Here is an 18,049-nt window from a genome sequence, read left to right on the forward strand (position 1 = left end):
GAATGCCAAGATTTAGGCTTCGTCCCTCCGACGTTTGGGTGATAGGGCGGAGTTGCTTGTCAGGATGTGACAGGCATCCGTTCCTCCGAAACTTGGTAAGCTCTTGACCGAAACAAGAAGTCGATAATGCTGCCTTCGTGAGGTTGCAACCAATTGAGTTTCGTAGTCGGAATGGGGCCGATGTTCAAACGATCGACGTAAGTGGCATCGCTGAGGTCACTAATTAACGACTCGTTATTGGTGATCGCTGAGCAGACCAGAGTTTGGTCGATCTTCCGAAGCATCTGGTCTTGTGGACATTCGACCACCGTGGCAAAGGGAAACATGTATTCCTTCTTGGCGATCTCGTTTTCGGGCGAACTGCAGTGTACGACCATCGGTCGCAGGTAGGAGCAGTGATCCTGCTCGATTAAACGGTCGCCGTAGGCCGACGTAAGATCCGTGACTCCTTCCTCTTTCAAATCTTGTTCAATCATGCCCCAAACAGCACTTCCCATACCAGGTACGGTGAAAGCGGCCAGTCCGGCTTCGGAGTTGTCCGGTGGCAAGGCTTCGACTGGACCCAGTCTTTCCGCGAGCGCTTGTGCGATTTCTTTCGTGTGACGTGAAGCCCAAACGCCAGAGCAGTTGATGCAGCCTCTGCCGCTGTTGATGTAAATGCTTTCCGCCATCATGTCGATGTAGTTTTCCCAATCATCAACCAGGTCGTCCCCTAGTAGGATTTTGGAAAACCCGGGTCCGTGAGCCTGTACTCGGGGGTTGCCGGCGTATCGTTCGACGGTCGGTGTGCCTCCAAAGATCATTGAGCGGTCACAAGCTGCCAAGACTGCCGCACCGGCAGCGGCTTCACCCGGATAGAGAGAGAAAACTTCACGTGGCACACCCGCTTCGATGAAAGCAGAAACCATTCGGTACGGCGTCCAAGGCTCTTGCGGGCCGGGTTTCAGCACGAGTCCAAGTTGCAAAGGAATGACCGGAAGCCAAAGTGTATGGACGCCCGGGGAATTGGAGGGAAGGACTGCAGCCAGCACAGGTGCCTGTGCTTGGTAGCTAACCACGATACCGCGTGATTCGACGCCCCATCCACGCGTTAAAATGTCCAGGTCCAAACCCCGTGTCAAGCAGTCGAGGATGCGATCCATATTGCGGAGCACAAAAGAGTTTTTCGACATGTTGCCGCGGCACATGTGCTCCGGAAGCCCGGTACTGGCCGATTGTTGGTGAACGAAGTCGTCAGGACTCTGGGTGCCGTCACCCAACGGCAGAGTCGCCGTTTCAAATAAGTCTGCGGCCTTCTTCAACATCTCGATCAAATCGCCACACGAGAAATCTCGCAGGATCTCTCTCGCCTTGTGTGCCTGACGCATGTCGCGTCGGATGATGCCCTCGTTCGCCTGACTAACACGAGCGATCGGTTCGCCTGTGCTGAAGTGCTTGACCTCGCTGACTTCGAGAGAATCGTACGGTTTGCCCCAGCGTAAAACGGGAATATTAAGCACTTCGGTTTCCTCCAAATCGACTCGATGAGGTCGTGCTACTGCGTGACTTCGATCTCGTGGTGTCTGTGATTGAGCGACGTTTCTGCAGCGTTTTAGACGTGATGCGGTTTTGAGACAGTCTGAGTCGCTGGCCTTAGTAAACGCCAACGGTCGTTTGTGATGCGGTTCCATGGAAAGGTCGAACGCCACTCACGCCATCCCAAGGATAGGTATTGAATGGCTCTTCGCGTTCGCCTTCATCCCGTTCTAAGAACCCGGGAACAAAGAATTCCTTCGTCAACGTAGTGAGCTTGACTCGTCCGGTTTCACCGTAGCCCACCAGCTTGTTTGAGTCGTCGAAGTCGACGACCTCGGTTACGGCCCTGGGTTGGGGGGCGTAGTAGGAAATCTTATAGTTTTCGGCGGCAGTCACTGGCTTGCTGCAGGCGAGTCCCATTAGTGTGTTACCGTAAGTGGGGGTCATGTAGATACCACTCTCTTCGGCAGGACCACCAAATAACTCTTCAACGCAATAGCGAGTCCATTGCGGTGTGAACTCGGTTCCTCCAGAAAAGATGCCCGTGATGCCGACTTCCTTCAAACTGGTTCCCCGATCCTCCAGCGCCAATGCGAGTGAATCCAGCAGTTTGGGCGTTGCAAACATGCATTTAATGTCGTGACCGGCTGTCAGAACGGTTACCGCTTGGTCGATGCAATGTTGCTTGTAAGCTTCCAGGTGATCCATCCATCCTTTTTTGATGAGTTTGACCACCCAGCGTGGATCCAAGTCGATGCAGAAGCAGATGCCGCCGCGGAATTGACACAGGTGTTCTACGGCAAGTCGTAGGCGACGTGGACCGGACGGCCCGAACATCAGCCAGTTGGCACCTTTGGGGAAATATTCGTCTGGCAACGTCTCACTAAATAGTTCGTAGTCGGTGCGGAAATCGTCAATTACCACCCGGCTCTTGGGAATGCCCGTCGTGCCGCCCGTTTCGAACACGTAAGTGGGTTTATCGGCCAACGCTTTGGGGACCCAACGACGCACTGGCCCACCTCTTAACCATTCGTCTTCAAACAAAGGAAACTTTTTGAGATCATCGAAGCTTTTGATCTCAGTAAGCGGATCAAAATTTAGCTCTGACTTTTTTTCCAGCCAAAACGGGCAGCCAGTTGACTCGTGGAAATGCCACTGAACGATTTCGCAGGTATGGGCATCCAATCGTTCCAGGGCTTGTTTTTTTTGAGAAGCGAGGTCGGTGGTTGGGGAATCGGCTACGTTCATGGGAGGAAGGGTCGCTGCGCAACGGGTAGGGAAGGAACGGTCATCAACGCGAGTCAAACCCGCGTTAAACGCTCCTAGACCATAGCCAACGCCAATCCACTTGACAACCGTCAGTCAGGAACGGCGATTTTGGAAGGTTTGTCGATGGGTGTTGCACCAGAAGAATCGCTCGAGGCGATAAACTCTGCGAATCTGTCAAAGTTGGCTAAGAGCCAGATTCACCGTTGGAGTTGTTCGAAACGCTGCTCAGCTGCGAAAGTACTTGAAGCACGCCGTTGAGATGGGCCAATCGTGGGCCGAATCGATCCACGAACTCATTCAACATGAATTCACCGTCCATCAGGCAGTCTGCGTTGTCAGTGATCTCCTCGGTGACCGACTCAAGAAAACGAGTCTGTACCTGTCCGAGCGTTTCGGCCGCTTCACGGCAACGCTCCGCCAAATCCGGATTCGCTTGCTTCCATTGGCCTAGCTCGGTTGCTCGCTGGCGTTGTCCCGAATTCATCTGATTGATGAGCTGCTCAAGCAGTTCATTTTGACGATTTTGGGCGGTAACCATTTGTGACAGCATCTGAGGGACGGAACCTCCCGAGTTGCCCTGGGCACCGGTCGTAGATGCGGTGGAAACGTCAATATGTGTGAACAAGGAGGGAGTTTGACGTTGGTTTTCCGACATAATCGTGTTGGCCCTTTTGCAATGGACGATGTCTCATGAACATCTTCAGTATAAGCAGCTCGAAGGACTATTGTCCACCAATCTCAATCTTTGGCATTCTACAAAAGCCTGGAAGAGTAATTGGGCGTTAAGCCACTGATTCATCACCGCGGTTAAAGAGCGGCCCCCTCGCGGCCCGATGCAACATCGGAGACCGCGATGTTCATATCTGGGAATGCTGATGAATGCTAGCCAAACGCCAAATTTCGGGTTCGTTACCGTCACCGATTTGGGTGGTGCGGTCCGGATTGGTGGGTATTTGATTCTGAACTCGACGGGACGTCCGCTCGAATTCCATTGCACCGCTCCTGTGAGGCCGAATCGAGCCCAGGAGATTCTTTACGGGGCCACTCTTGAATCTTACTTGCACGGTGAGCAGATCGGGCAAGCGTTGATAGCAAACGGGCAAGTTCAGCCTGACTTGATTTTAACGGATCGGGCGTCGGTGCTCTCGCTTCGAGAATTCTCCACGATACCGGTTGCCTGTTTATGGGATTCGAATCGGGCTTTGCAGGCAGGTGAGAGGATGGCGGATCCTAACCTCATCTCATGCTTAGCGGACGACTTTTCGTTGCGATTGGACATTCGCTATCAGGGAGAATCCGACGCCATCCGCTCCATGATTGAATCGCGACAGGCCAAATGGGATCTGTGGGAGCCGTTTGAACGGATAACCGATGCGGTGAGCGAACTGCAAAAGGCTGCTTGAGCCACTGCGTAAACCAGGTGATATCGAAGGTGGAGGCTCTCACGTGCCGGATGGACAGAAACCGAACCGATCGATATCGATTGCTCGGACAGGTTGGAATACGGCGTTACAACGCAGGCCGAAAATTGCTGTGCAAGCCGAAGTGATTCGCGACTCACCGCCACAGACGCTGGCGTTGAAATTTGAATCTTTGCAAATCAAGACTCGCGGTTTTTGTTTCTCGCCCAAAACGCCTGCGTTGATGGATCGCTCGGCAAACACTTCTTCGGATTTGGCGCGGCCTTTCGGCAGGAAAAATGGCTCTGCTCGAACGCGAATTAAGCCCCCGACGGATATCGTGAAGCTTGATGATCGACTGTTCTACTTGTTGCAACCACCTCTCGAAAACTTACTGGACGGTGCCGCATTACAGATGCCCTTTCGTCCATTTCCATATCAATTGTCGGGCATCAGTTTTTTATTTCCACGTCACACGGCTATCCTGGCCGATGAAATGGGGCTGGGCAAGACAATGCAGGCGATCACGTCGATGCGTCTGCTGTTACATGCGGGGGAAGTACGTACGATTCTGCTTGTTTGTCCAAAGCCGTTGGTCTCCAATTGGCAACGCGAATTTCAGATGTGGGCTCCTGAGATTCCCGTTGCTGTAATTGCGGGTGACCAAACTCGTCGTGAATGGCAGTGGCGATTACCGGACGTTCCTGTGAAAATTGCCAACTACGAGTTGTTGTTGCGAGATCGAGAGCTTTTGGCAGACGGCAATCAGCACTTTGATTTGGTCACGCTTGACGAAGCCCAGCGGATCAAGAATCGATCGAGCAGTTCCAGTCAGGTTGTCAGTTCGATATCACGGACAAGAAGTTGGGCCTTAACGGGGACACCTGTTGAGAATTCGCCTGATGATTTGGTCGGTATCTTTGAGTTTCTGACTCCGGGGTATTTGTCACCTGGGATGACTCCCCGGCGTTTGCGTGAAGCGACCCGTGATCACATCTTGCGGCGCACGAAAGACCAAGTCCTAAAAGATATGCCGCCGAAGCTCTACCGTGATGCGGCTCTCGAACTGACCCCTTCGCAGTCAGCCAGCTATCAAAGTGCAGAGAAAGACGGTGTTATTCGACTGAATAAACTTGGCAAATCGATCACCATTCAACACGTCTTTGAGTTGGTATTGCGGCTGAAGCAGATTTGTAACTTTGCACCTGATACAGGCCATAGCTCGAAATTGGATCGTCTCGAAGCGGATCTTGAAGAGGTGGCGGATAGTGGTAAGAAGGCGATTGTTTTTAGCCAATGGGTTAAAACACTCAATCGTCTCAGTGACCGCCTGAAACGGTTCGGCCCCATCGAATATCACGGTCAGGTTCCCTCGCGCAAGCGGGATGGGTTGATCGAACAGTTTCGCAATGATCCTGATTGTCATGTGATTTTGATGAGTTACGGGGCCGGAAGTGTCGGCTTGAACTTGCAGTTTTGCGAATATGTATTTTTGTTTGATCGCTGGTGGAATCCGGCCGTCGAAGATCAAGCCATCAACCGGGCTCATCGAATCGGTGTGGCCGGTCCAGTGACCGTAACCCGTTTTGTGACCGATGGCACGATTGAAGAACGTATCGATCAGATTTTGACGCAAAAACGCGAGGTGTTTGAGGCGATTTTGGCCGATTCGGATTCGCCCGGATCCTTGGGGCTGTCCCAAGATGATATCTTTGGACTCTTCGACCTACACGTTCCGGGAGGCCGCCTGGAATCGTCTGCCGATGCGGCCTGAAGCTGAGATTTATCAGCTCTGCTTGAACGCACTGATTTTCACAGTCGCCAGCCGGCGATTTGCCTTCCCATGCCGAGCTCGACCACATTCTCCACTGTCGAAGGATCCACACGATTAAACGCAGTCGAGTGGGGGGGGCTGGTGGTCATCGTGCTTGGCGGGATTTGGCTTCGTGCAAGGCCTTTGTCTGAAAGCCTTTGGATTGACGAGCTTCACACCGCCTGGGCTGCGGCTGGAAACCTGGTCGAGGTAGTGCCACGAGCGTCGTTGGGGAACCAAAGCCCCCTGTATCCTTGGCTCGTTTGGATTACCACCAAATTGCTGGGGACAAGCGAAGCAACGGTTCGACTTATTTCCTTCTTGGCCGGTGTGGCGCTGATCCCAACGGGATTCCTCGTTGGTAAACGTTGGTCTCAGTCAAATGACTTGGGACTGTTAGTAGCGTTTTTGATCGCAATTGATCCGCATTCGATTTACTTTTCGCAAGAAGCAAGGCCATACGCACTTGTGCAATGGGTTTCTCTTTTGCAAATCGCGACCTTTGCTCGCTTGAGCGATCCCGCATCGCGCCAGCCATTGCCGCGTGATCGATTGCTCTTAATTGGTTTGACAACGCTCCTTTTCTATCTGCATTACACGAGTCTACTGCTGATTGCGGGGGAGTTGGTTTATTTGGGGATTGCCTACCTTTTGAATTGGGTGCGAGTCCGTGAGGTGATCGTGCCTCGACTTGTGGAATTAGTTGCGGTTGGCGCCGCCACGATTCCTGCTTGGACCCACTTGCTGCAAATCGCCGCTCGGCGCGGCAACTGGGCGCGATTTGTGCCGCAGCAAAGCTTGGGGCAACTGTATTATCTGTTTCGATTCGACGCGTTTGTTGTGATACCCGGCACAATCTGTCTCGTGCTCTTGGGGATCGCGTGGTTACGAGGAAAGAGGTGGTCGCTGACGCAGTTGATCGTTCGCTCCTTGCTGTTGACTGGTTGCTGCCTCATGACTCCCCTTTTGTTGGCTTGGTGGCTGACCGATTGGGACTTGTTTCGCCTTTTCTTTCGACGCTACTTGATGGGCATGGCGACATTGCCAATGGTTTTCGCCGGTTTGTTGGGTAGTTTTCTACCCAAGTGGGCAGGGGGCCGTTGGATTTATGCGGCCGTGGTCTCGATTTGCGCCGTTGGCGTCTTGTTTCCCATGCAGCCTGCCTTGATCGATGGCATTCCGCATTGGCACACCCAAGAAGATTGGCGTGCTGCCATTGCGTTTGTGAATCAACAAGAAACGGAGAATCACTGGCCCGTCTTTGTCCGCTCGGGCTTGATCGAGGACGACCAGTTGCGAACGGAATCGCCATCGGCTGAATTACGTGCGTACTGTCTGTTTCCGATTGGTTCGCTTTATCGCTTAGAAGCTCGTTCGGGGGCGATTGAGCCGCTCCCTTCGACGGAAAGCTGGCAGCTAAATGAGCAACAACGCTCCGAAATTGTTGAATCTGAGGGAGCGTGGATCGTTGTCCGCGGAAGTGAAGATACGGTGCAACGAATGGCCCGCCAACTTGTTGATTGGCTGCAACGACATGACATCCATGTTCAACTGCGTCGATGGGCGTTTGGGCATGTGGGCGTGCTACGAGTCTCAGTCCGGTGAGGACTGTCGTTTACGGCTTTGCCTTTTGACGTAGTCGTTCAACCTGTTCTTGCAGAGATTTCTTTGTCTCTTCGTCGAGCTGCTGTAGATCTAAATCGTTCTGTTTTTCAAGAGCTTCTATTGCCTGTTGGAAGCCTTTGTCTCCCTGTGGCTGGATCGCCGGCAGGCCCGCGCCGGGTTGGAATTGAATTTGAAGGCCAATTTTTTCTTCGCCATATTTTTTGTATAGCTGATGGGCGGCCGGGTGTTTTTGCTTGAGTTGTTCGAGGTTGTCAGCTTTGTATTCAGTTGTCTTCTTACCTTTGGGCCCTTTTTCTGTGACCGAAATCTGTATTTTTCCATTCGGCTCTTCGTGAATCGTGATTTCCTTGCCCCCTGTCTTGATGAGCGTGTCCTTCACCCCATTCACGTTTTTGCGAGTCGCACGTTCAATGTCATTTCCGGCACCATTCAGACGCATTTTGAATTTGAACTGCCCGTTGTTGATTCGGAAAATATTCCGGGCGGGTTTTGCGATTTCTGTCTCTGCTGATTCTTCGGGAACGGATTCTCCCAAAGCCCGTTTGGCGAGGCGCGAAGATCGGGTGTTTTCATTGTCAGAAATCTTACGCAAAGCTTGTCGAGCTAACTCTTTGGTCTTGGTGTTCTCGTTTTGGAAATGTTTTTCCAGAATTTCAATCGCGCGGGCGGCTGATTCGGCTGGTCCGTTTTGTGCGACCTTGGAAATTTGCGGAATGAGGTCGCTGCCAGCTGCTGCAAGTTTTTTTGTGGCTGCCTGACGTTGGGAAAAACGATCTGAATTCAGCTGTTGGACGAGTTGGTCGATCTCTGCATTTGACAGCGACTCGCGAGTGTCGGAAATCGAATCCACGGTGTCGGTCTGTTCCTTTTTTACCGGATTTGGATTCTTTGACGGATTGTCATCTGCAATCGCCGAACCGAACGCGATGATCCAAATTGCCAAGCCAAATCGCATATCCTGTACTCCTTGACGTTTCAGTGAAAGCCGCTGTCTTTTCATTCAATCCAGCCGCTCATTTGATGATGAAGTCTACCATAGTCGTGTCGGATTGCCGACTTTTTTGCACCGCAGACCGGGCCTGATTTGATGAATCCAGGTCAAGCGTTCAATACTTTCCGGAGATGCGTTCTTTGGACGGCAATACTTCCAGGCAGGTGGTCCACCATCCGGAAGTCACGGTGGCGATAAATTCCCGCGGTAAACGTTCACTTTCCATTTCTCTGGCCAGTCGTTGGAAGTCGTATTCGATAGGAATAAAATCGACCTTCAACTCATCGCTCGCAGGCAACTGTTCGACGAGTGTGTACCAGACATTTGTGTTGCCGTCATTTTCGGGCCTACCAAGCACTCCCACGTTGATGAAGTGCCGATTGTCCGCCAGTGCGCGGTGCCATTTTAACCCCGTATGGGTGGCGAGGATTATATCTGCTTGATACTCATCGGCCAAGAATTTCAAGAACTGAGTGGAGGTTGTTGATGCCCAAAGGAATTCGTTGGTTCGCCGCGGGCTGCCGTGACAGAGAAGCAGGCGTTGTTGCCCCAGATCGAGTCGGATCTCGCTGGGGAGGTCTCGCAAAAAGTTTCGGTGTTCTGAGGATGTATGTTCCAGGGTATACGCGTAGCTGATCTCGGCAAAGTGATTGTCGCGTGGGTCGGTGTACCCGCACTGGCAATCATTTAATTCATTGCCAATGGAGTTGTCATAGTTTCCCTGCACACATTGGATTTGGTTGTCATGCAGGAGGGGGAAAACACGATCGGGGTAAGGACCAAATGCACCAAGGTCCCCCAGGCAGAAAATTGCGTCTGCCCCGCGAGTTTTGACATCGTGGATGGCGGCTTCCAGAGCCAAGTAATTATTGTAAATGCCACCGAAGAATGCGATACGCATGAAGGTTTCCGATCGTGAATTCCTCAATTAGGTTTTGCAGTTGTCGATAAACTGCTCGATGAATTGGAACAAATCGAGCCGTATTGGTAGCAAGTGAAGCAAGCTCCGTGTTGCAGCGGATAATCGCCCAGTGAATCAGAAAGTCGATCTGATAAGCGTGCTTCCGGTGATTCAAGTAGGATGGGGCAAACATGAACACCACGGTCGGACACGATACGACTGTGCTCGCAAATCAGTTGTGAAACCTCAAAGTCCTTCATCATTTCTTGCGTCACTCTTTCATCTTGGCGATATCCGTGGGTGCGATGTTCTTCCGCGCCCATCTGAAGAGTCGGCAGAATCTTGATGCGGGGCCGTTTGTAGCCGCTCTGTTGTAGGATCTGCACAAAGCCCTGGACCACCTCTGTCTCGCTCTCGACCGGCCAGGTTCTGGCTGCAGTGATGATTGGTAGGAAACCCAATTCGACCAATTGCACAACGCCTCGCATCGCTCGGTCAAATGTGCCGGCCCCGCGAATGGGATCATTGGTGGATGGGGTGAATCCATCGATTGAAAGGCGAAATTCCAACGAGTAGGGGCTCGCGGCAGCTGCGGCAGCCAGGCGTTGTAGTCCATCGGTTTTGAAAACGGTTCCGTTCGTCAACACGGTGGCCGGGCCAAAGCGGAGTGTTTCCTCCAGAATAGCTACCATTTCGCGATTCAAGAAAGGTTCTCCGCCGGTGAAATAGTATTCCTTGACTCCGAGTGCGACCGATTCTTTCAGCCGTTGTTTCACCTGTTCGAGTGAGAGGAATCCGAAAGAGTCGTTCTTGGGGCTGCAGCTGATGAAACAGTGTTCGCAGGTCAAATTGCAAAGAGTGCCGGCCACTTGAAACCACAATTGATCCAAGTGGCTCAAGCTGACTTTGGGAATGTTTGAGGGTGAAGTCATGCCGAAGGCTGAATGCTCGAATAAAGGTTTAGGTCGTGGCGTCCTGCGATGACGGTGAACAGTTCCTGGATCTGGGTTAGTCCCAGAGCGATGAGGAACTGAGAGTTTCTCCCGTAACTCTTACTTCCCAATAGGTAAAAATTGGGTTCCGTGGTCATTAAGCTTTCAGACTGAGTTTCCGGTTGTTTCATGCAGTCGTGTGCTGGCGATGAAAGGAGCAACGCTGCCAGTTTCATCGGCCCGTCCGTCGCGTAACACTTATGTAACTGGAGCTCGGAAAGCATCATCATGTCCGGTTTGAAACCCACATTGGCGATGATGCGATCGACGTGCAACGTTTGCTCGTCGGTTCCAATTACCTGGACTTCTAGTTGATCGTTGTTTGTCTCGCAAATTGATGAAACAGAGTAGCCAGCTAAGTGGGTAACGAGGGAGGATTGAGTTGCGGCCTTGTTCGCAGCAGCGGTGAGCTTGCGACGTTCTGATAACGGGTCGTCTTCGATGGTGCCGATAGGTAAATCGTCGGGGCGTCGCGTCACCCAGGTGATTTTCGTCTTGGGAAACTCCTTTGCCAATCCTACCAAGGAGACCACGGTGGTTGCTGCCGAGTAACCGTTGCCCACCACGAGGGTTTGACCATTGCTGTACTTTGCCTCTGCCGAGCGAAGGTCGGGGACCTGGTATTCGATGGCGGGATGGAGCCTTCGTTCGCCAATGGCTGGGAGGCCAGAAGGCCCCAGCCAGCGAGGTTGGTTCCAAGTGCCGGTCGAGTCAATCACGACATCCGCTTCGTGATAAATCTCGTCCCCTTGTTCGTTTTCAGTCAGAAGACAGAACTTGGTGTCGCCTCGTGACGGATGGCCGACGAATTCATGCTTGAGCGATCCTGCTCGGCCAATCGCAATTACCTTGGTCCGAGTTTGGAGATGACCGCTTAGTAAATCTGACCGGGAAAGCGGGAGCAAATATCGTTCGCGGTATTCCGAACCGGTGAGTAGGTCATCGCCATCGGGCGGCTCGCATTGCTCGTCTTGAGCGGTAAGAGCAGCGATTCCTAGGGATGAGGCGTTCATCGAGAATGGGCTGAACATTTTGACATGACCCCACTCCGATACATTGTTGCTGACCTCTCCCTGCTCAAAGATGGTGACTTGATAGCCAAGGAAACGGGCGTAGAGGGCCGCCTCAAGGCCGATTGGGCCGGCCCCGAGAATAGCAATCTTTGTGGTGTGTTCGGTTGACATGCGGGCTCGTTTTTCAACGGGGGATGATGTGCAAGACAGGATTATTGGATGAACAGTGAGTTGAAGGCAACCGTGCGATCGCTTACTGCAGTGCAAAACGCCGCGTTCTACATACGATTCGAGTCGATCGTCTAAGTTCGAGTTGGTGAAAAGGGAGCCAGATTGACGTCGATCGATTGACCTGTCATCAACCGTGACACGATTTGTGCGGTGGCTGGTGCAAGGTGGATGCCGCTGCGGAAATGGCCGGTTGCGATCGTGACGTTATTCCAGCGAGGAAGACGACCAAGATAGGGAAAACCATCTCGCGAAAAAGGACGTAAGCCAGTCCAGAATTTTGTCGGATCGGAGCCGAGGAGGGCTGGTAGCAGGCCCACCGCAAACTTTGTCAGATCGGTGATGCCCGCTGCTGTATTCGAATCATCGAATCCGACCTCCTCGACCGTTGAGCCTGCCAACAAACAACCGTCCTTGCGAGTTAGCAAGTATCGAGGCCCTTCGTTGACAACCCCCCGGATGATTGGCTTCTCGAGTTGCCACATCAGCATTTGACCTCGCCTGGGTTCCACCGGCAGATCCAGTCCTAAACCTGCAACCGTTTCCTGTGACCAAGGGCCCGTGGCAACGCAAATTTGTTCGGCCGAAATTGCTCCATCCGTCGTTTCGACTCCCGTAACACGCTCGCCGTTTAAAATCCATTTTTTAAACTTCGTCTGGCTTTCAATCGTTACCCCCTTTTGTCGTAGGCAGATTGTCAATGCTTCCAACAAACGCGGAGGATGAACGACCGCTTCATTGGGTAACCAGTAAGCCGAACGAACCTTGCTGAGTGCCGGTTCATGCTCATTCAGCCAGTCGGCGTCCACTTGCTCGAGTTGGACGCCATCTTGTTGCCATTGGTCAAGTGCCGCCCGCAAGGCAGCCAGTTCGCCTGGACGACGTGCGACGTATACACCACCGCAGCGATTGTATTCCACGTCGACACCGCTTTCACGATGCAGTGAGTCACACCATTCGGGATAAAGCTGGTGACTCGTTTGACGCAATTGTTCCATCGCGTCGTGTTTTGCACGCGTAATCGGTGGAGGCAAGACGCCCGCGGCGGCCCAGGATGAGGATCGCTGGCTCCGTTGACAGTTAATCACGCGCACGCGGACGCCCAGTTGGGCGAGCTCATACGCTGTGGAGAGACCGATCATCCCTCCACCAATGATTAGGCAATCAAGCATTGGGTCTTGCCGTCCAGGAAATCACATCCGAAGTTGCGGAGCATACTGTCCGCGGTGATTCTAGCCGCGGTCGGTCACGAGCAGAAGGACGTGCCGATCAGCTTTCTCTCCGCCGCGGACCTGGAAAGAATGCGTTGGTTCGCTTGATATATTCCCGATAGTCCGGACGACGATCTGCAATCGTCTGCTCGAGCAAGCGAACTCCCGATACGCGTAGCAGCAAGAAACTCATGAAGGCCGGGCTGGCGATCGTCCAGCCCGCACCGGCGGACAAGGCGACGAAATAAAATCCCCACCAGACGCAAAAATCTCCAAAGTAATTGGGATGTCGGGTGAATCGCCACAGTCCTCGATCCATGACTTTGCCAGAATTCTCTGGTTTTGACTTGAAACTCGCCAGCTGAAAGTCGCCGGCCGTCTCGAAAATCATGCCGAGTAGCCAAATGCCCACCCCCGTCAAATCCAACCCACTCAGTGGCTTGTCGGCCGCTTGACCGATCACGAATTGAACGGGCAGTGAGACAAACCACAAGATGACGGCTTGCAGCCAGAACACCTTCAACAAACTGACGATCCAAAAGCGATCTCCGTGGTAATCTCTCATGGCCACGTAGCGGTAATCCTCTCCCTTACCGCGATTCCGCCAAGTGAGATAGCCCGAAAGTCGCAATCCCCAGAGCGACACAAGCAGCAGTAGGAGTTGGCTTCGATCGACGCTGGCCGACGATTGCCAGAAGGTGACCCAGGCCACAATCACGAACCCGATCCCCCAGCAGGGGTCGACAATGCTCGAATCACGTCGGATGATGCTGACGACCCATAAGGTTGCCGAGAGCATCAGCAGGACGAACAGATTCATACAGACGATTGTGATCACGACGGCTGCTCCGGAGAAGAAATTTTGATCGGTATCCGAGGATTGATACGGTAGGAGGATTGTAGTCTTCGGCGGGCAGACGGCGAGCGGCTACTTCGAATTGGATCACGCGAGCGGGTGATTTGCTGGCAGGTTGACTTCTGTTTTGTCTGCAATTGAGATCGGGAACGCTCCGGGCCGGGTGCGGTCGGCTTGGAGATATGATTCTTAGGCGATAATCTCGTGTGCCACGCGGCCGTACACGTCAGTAAGCCGGAAATCACGCCCTGAGTAGCGATAGGTCAGCTGTTTGTGATCGATGCCCATCAGATGCAGAATCGTGGCGTGAAGATCATGGACATGCATGCGATCTTCAATTGCATGCATTCCAAATTCGTCGGTGGCACCATAGGTGAATCCCGACTTGACGCCTCCGCCAGCTAGGAACATGGAGAATCCTGTGTGGTGATGATCTCGACCCACCTTTGATTTGTCACTCGGTTGTGCGTAGGGCGTGCGTCCAAATTCTCCTCCCCAGATGACTAAAGTGTCGTCTAGGAGACCACGCTGTTTGAGGTCTTGGATCAGTGCAGCGGAAGCTTGGTCGCTGTCGGCACAGAGTTTTTGATGCCTGTCGTTATTGTTTTGATGCGTATCCCAGGGTTGCTTGTTTTTTCGATCCACATAGTAAACCTGTACGAATCGGACGCCACGTTCGATCAACCGTCTGGCCAGCAGGCAGCTTCTTCCGAATGGTGTTTTGCCGTATTGAACTCGGACCTGCGCGGTTTCCTTGGTCACGTCGAAGGCTTCAGCGGCCTCGGTTTGCATGCGGAATGCCATTTCCATCGATCGTATTTGTGCCTCCAGTCGCTTGTCGTTTTCTCGTTCGCGTTGGTGGATTCGATTGATTGCCGCGATCAGGTCAAGTTGGCGTCGTTGTTGTATTGGCAACATTTCTGGATGACGAAGATTCGCAATCAGTTTGTCGACCTCCAGATGATTTGTGTCAACGGAGGTTCCTTGATGCTGTCCCGGCAGAAATCCGTTCGACCAAAGTTGTGGACCAACCACCGGTCGACCTGGGCACAGAACGACAAACGATGGCAGATTTTGATTCTCGGTCCCCAGTCCGTAGGAAGCCCAGGATCCAAGCGATGGGCGCACGGGCTGTTGATGCCCAGAGCTCATCATGAGCAGGCCCGGTTCGTGATTGGGGATGTCGGTATGCATACCTCTTAACACGCACAAATCGTCGGCGCACTTCGCCAAGTGGGGCAGAAGTTCGCTGATGTTGACGCCGTTTTTTCCGTATTGACGAAATCGAAAGGGGGATGGCATGTAACCCGCTTTTGCAGCTTTAAAGAGATCGCCTTGGGGTTTTTCGCCCTCGTACTGAGCGAGTGCGGGCTTTGGATCAAACGTGTCCACGTGCGATGGTGCGCCATTCATAAACAGAAAGATGACGCGTTTTGCTTTCGGCGGAAAATGCACGATCGGTGTCGCTGCTGTAACTTGTCCCGTCTGGGCTACGGCTGGCAGATCGCTGGCTGGCAAAGCGCTAGCCAAGCCCAACATGCCAAAGCCGGCTGCCGAACGGGATAGTAATTCACGGCGCGAGAATCCGTGATCGACGTGAGCCGTTTGTTGCAACTCTGGGTGGCGTAAGTTGACAGGCATAATTCAATCCAAAAACAGCATTTCATTCGAGGCGATCAGAGCTTGCGTATATTGAATCCAAGCCTGCTGGGAATCCGAGTGGGTATGCTCAAGAAATTGCCGAGCAAGTTCTCGTTCTTCGGCATTAGGAAGGCGGCTAAAAAGTTGGAGATAAATTGCACCGACACGTTCCTTCGGGTCGCTCGATGAATTGGTGATTCGTGCGGCGATCCGTTCTGAATGTCGCAAGACGAACGGGTGGTTCATGACAAATAGTTTTTGGATCGGAGTCGTTGTTTCTAATCGTGCTGCTGAGTGAACGTTGGCGTCCGGGAAATCGAATAAAGCCAACAGCGGGTCCAGTTGGAAGCGGCTGACGCGGGCATATATGGTGCGCCGCGAAATGTCCGGATCTTGGGGGGCGATCGATGGGCCACCGATTTGCGATCCCAACATTTGTGATGCGGACAAGAGACTGTCTCGCCAAGCTTCGATTTCCAATCGACGCCGATTCATGCGACTCAGCCATTGATTAGTAGGATCTTTCGAGAATTTGGCTTGTGACGAAAGGCTCGATTGCCGATAGGTCGAGGAACTGACAATTTCCCGGATAAGCCACTTGAGTGACCAATCGTTTTCCATAAATCGCACAGAAAGATCATCGAGCAATGTTGGGTGAGAGGGGCGGTCGCCCAGTTGGCCGAAGTTGCTGGGAGTGTCGACGAGAGGACGTCCAATCAATTGACCCCAAATTCGGTTTACCAGAACTCTTGCCGTTAAGGGATTGTCCTTACTTGCAATCACGTTTGCCAATTCGATTCGGCCGCTACCGCTTGTGAATTCGTGTCGGTTCTCAGCACTGAGGATCTGCAAATAACCACGCGGTACCATCGGGCCTTTGTTGTTGACGTCACCGCGAAGAAATACATGCAGGTTCGTCGGTTGACCTTCACGCACGATGTGCATTGAGTTGCCAGTGCCTTTTTTCTTTTTCGGGGCATTTTCGGGAGACGCTTTCAGTTCCAGAGCATGATTGAACATCTCCGTACTGGCGAACACGCCGGCCAACGCGTAATAGTCCTCTGATTGAATGGGGTCGAATTTGTGATCATGGCAACGAGCACAGGCAACCGTAAGGCCCAACAAGCCTCGAGATACTGTATCGACACGGTCCTCCCACTCTTCGGCTTTGACCTGAAGTCGCTTACGATCGTAATATTTCGGCCCCAGGCCAATGAAGCCCAACGCGACAAGGTCGGCTGGGTTCGCTGTTTCGATCAAATCGGCAGCCAGTTGAAGCTTCACGAAGTCGTCGTAGGGTACGTCTTCATTCAGTGCTTGAATCAGCCAATCCCGATAGAGATGAGCATTCGGGTAGAACAATGACTTGTTGTTGCCGACGATGTGAGCTTGGTCTTCGGCAAACCTCGCAAGGTCGAGCCAGACACGTCCCCAGCGTTCGCCAAATCGAGGAGATGCCAACAATTGGTCCAAGGCTCGATGCAGTTGCTGATCAGACTCAGGGACACTGAATTGTTCCAGCCAATCTTGGGTGGGCGGAAGACCAGTCAGGTCAAAACTCAAACGCCGTAGTAAGACTCGCATGGCAGCTGGCGGATTGGGAGTCAGGCCAATCGTCTCAAGTTGTCGGACCACAAAAAAATCGTGCTTGCGACGAGGCCAGCTCGAATTATCGACGGAGGGTAGGGGGGATCGTTTGGGTTTTTGGAATGCCCAGAAGTCGCGTGCTTGGTCCCAGTCGATTTCGGATCGCACCGGAGCTGCCGAATCGTTTTTGCGCGGGTCGGCTGCGCCCGACTTAATCCAGTGCTCGAAATCGGCAATCATGGCGGCCGGTAACTTGCCGTTGGGGGGCATTTCCAGATCGTCATAGCGAATGGCCCGCCAAAGTAAACTTGCCGCCGGATCACCTGGTACCACGGCTGGTCCTGATTCGCCACCGCGTAATAAAGATTCTCGCGAGTCGAGCAATAGATTCGCGTGTAACTCGTCGGCAACTGCCGAATGGCAGTCGTAACAATGTTCAATGAGTGCTGGACGAATCTTTCGCTCAAAAAAGTCAATTGCCTCACTGGAAAATTCGTCGCCGATTACCAACGTCGGAAGAGCAAACTGGTAGCAGAACAACAATGCCGTCATGACGAAGCGGAGCATGGTCAATCCAAGGTAGTCGGAGGTAGGAGTCGATGGGTGGGTGGGGCAAAGGGTAAAACCGAATAAGGTCTCCTCGGGTTGCTATCAGTGTAGCTGAAATGGAGCCGTTATCCAACTTCTTGCGCCGTAACGTTTTTGCTGGCATCCTCCTGTTGAAGTTCCCGTTTAGAGGGCCTGCTTTTGGGATTTGGAGTGACGGTCAAAAGAGCTGCATGGATCGTGTAAGAATTGTTGGTCGTGGGGAACAGGGGGAGCAGCCATCTGTTGTTGCCATCAACAGAATGGGTCACGACACTGGAGCGAGTCAAGCAGTGTGCGCGCGTGCAGTGAGGAGGTGCAGTGAGGAGGTGCAGTGAGGAGGTGCAGTGAGGAGGTGCAGTGAGGAGGTGCAGTGAGGAGGTGCAGTGAGGAGGTGCAGTGAGGAGGTGCAGTGAGGAGG

At 52.9% G+C, this 18,049-nt stretch carries 14 protein-coding genes; 3 read left to right on the top strand and 11 right to left on the bottom strand.

Annotation, left to right across the window (positions count from 1 at the left end; all coding sequences use genetic code 11):
• Window positions 1–59 precede the first annotated feature (59 nt).
• The 3 genes from P8N76_25285 to P8N76_25295 all read right to left on the bottom strand — a co-directional run bounded on the left by P8N76_25285 (window position 60) and on the right by P8N76_25295 (window position 3,439).
• Window positions 60–1,499 (bottom strand): aldehyde dehydrogenase family protein, encoded by a 1,440-nt coding sequence (locus P8N76_25285; GenBank protein ID MDG2385010.1) that lies wholly within the window; start codon window positions 1,497–1,499, stop codon window positions 60–62.
• Window positions 1,500–1,632: 133 nt separating this feature from the next.
• On the bottom strand, window positions 1,633–2,763 hold the full coding sequence (locus P8N76_25290) for a hypothetical protein (GenBank protein ID MDG2385011.1): 1,131 nt from the start codon (window positions 2,761–2,763) through the stop codon (window positions 1,633–1,635).
• A 205-nt stretch (window positions 2,764–2,968) separates the two neighbouring features.
• The gene (locus tag P8N76_25295) at window positions 2,969–3,439 is read right to left on the bottom strand and encodes a hypothetical protein (protein MDG2385012.1); all 471 of its coding nucleotides are present in this window, start codon (window positions 3,437–3,439) and stop codon (window positions 2,969–2,971) included.
• A 220-nt stretch (window positions 3,440–3,659) separates the two neighbouring features.
• Here P8N76_25295 and P8N76_25300 point away from each other — a divergent pair, with 220 nt between their 5' ends.
• From P8N76_25300 to P8N76_25310, 3 genes are all read left to right on the top strand, one after another.
• Window positions 3,660–4,187 (top strand): hypothetical protein, encoded by a 528-nt coding sequence (locus P8N76_25300; protein MDG2385013.1) that lies wholly within the window; start codon window positions 3,660–3,662, stop codon window positions 4,185–4,187.
• Window positions 4,188–4,230: 43 nt separating this feature from the next.
• A complete protein-coding gene (locus P8N76_25305) occupies window positions 4,231–5,958 on the top strand; it encodes a DEAD/DEAH box helicase (GenBank protein MDG2385014.1) in 1,728 nt (575 codons plus the stop codon).
• 69 nt (window positions 5,959–6,027) lie between these two features.
• The gene (locus P8N76_25310; protein MDG2385015.1) at window positions 6,028–7,602 is read left to right on the top strand and encodes a glycosyltransferase family 39 protein; all 1,575 of its coding nucleotides are present in this window, start codon (window positions 6,028–6,030) and stop codon (window positions 7,600–7,602) included.
• Between the two features lie 10 nt (window positions 7,603–7,612).
• Here the strand turns inward: P8N76_25310 and P8N76_25315 are convergent, their stop codons facing one another.
• The 8 genes from P8N76_25315 to P8N76_25350 form a co-directional block, all read right to left on the bottom strand.
• Window positions 7,613–8,578, bottom strand: a complete 966-nt coding sequence (locus tag P8N76_25315) for a hypothetical protein (GenBank protein ID MDG2385016.1) — start codon at window positions 8,576–8,578, stop codon at window positions 7,613–7,615.
• A gap of 151 nt (window positions 8,579–8,729) precedes the next feature.
• Window positions 8,730–9,515, bottom strand: coding sequence for a metallophosphoesterase family protein (locus tag P8N76_25320; GenBank protein ID MDG2385017.1), 786 nt, complete (start codon window positions 9,513–9,515; stop codon window positions 8,730–8,732).
• A gap of 23 nt (window positions 9,516–9,538) precedes the next feature.
• A complete protein-coding gene (locus tag P8N76_25325; GenBank protein ID MDG2385018.1) occupies window positions 9,539–10,447 on the bottom strand; it encodes a radical SAM protein in 909 nt (302 codons plus the stop codon).
• A complete protein-coding gene (locus P8N76_25330; protein ID MDG2385019.1) occupies window positions 10,444–11,691 on the bottom strand; it encodes an NAD(P)-binding domain-containing protein in 1,248 nt (415 codons plus the stop codon). The genes P8N76_25325 and P8N76_25330 overlap by 4 nt, the downstream gene beginning before the upstream one ends.
• Window positions 11,692–11,822: 131 nt before the next feature.
• Window positions 11,823–12,920 (bottom strand): glycine oxidase ThiO, encoded by a 1,098-nt coding sequence (gene thiO / locus P8N76_25335; protein ID MDG2385020.1) that lies wholly within the window; start codon window positions 12,918–12,920, stop codon window positions 11,823–11,825.
• A 97-nt stretch (window positions 12,921–13,017) separates the two neighbouring features.
• Window positions 13,018–13,797 (bottom strand): DUF1295 domain-containing protein, encoded by a 780-nt coding sequence (locus tag P8N76_25340; protein MDG2385021.1) that lies wholly within the window; start codon window positions 13,795–13,797, stop codon window positions 13,018–13,020.
• A 207-nt stretch (window positions 13,798–14,004) separates the two neighbouring features.
• Complete coding sequence (locus tag P8N76_25345) at window positions 14,005–15,456, bottom strand: DUF1501 domain-containing protein (protein MDG2385022.1); 1,452 nt, start codon at window positions 15,454–15,456, stop codon at window positions 14,005–14,007.
• A gap of 3 nt (window positions 15,457–15,459) precedes the next feature.
• On the bottom strand, window positions 15,460–17,610 hold the full coding sequence (locus P8N76_25350; protein ID MDG2385023.1) for a PSD1 and planctomycete cytochrome C domain-containing protein: 2,151 nt from the start codon (window positions 17,608–17,610) through the stop codon (window positions 15,460–15,462).
• Window positions 17,611–18,049: the final 439 nt, after the last annotated feature.

The sequence above is a fragment of the Pirellulaceae bacterium genome, from assembly GCA_029243025.1.
GTDB lineage: Bacteria > Planctomycetota > Planctomycetia > Pirellulales > Pirellulaceae.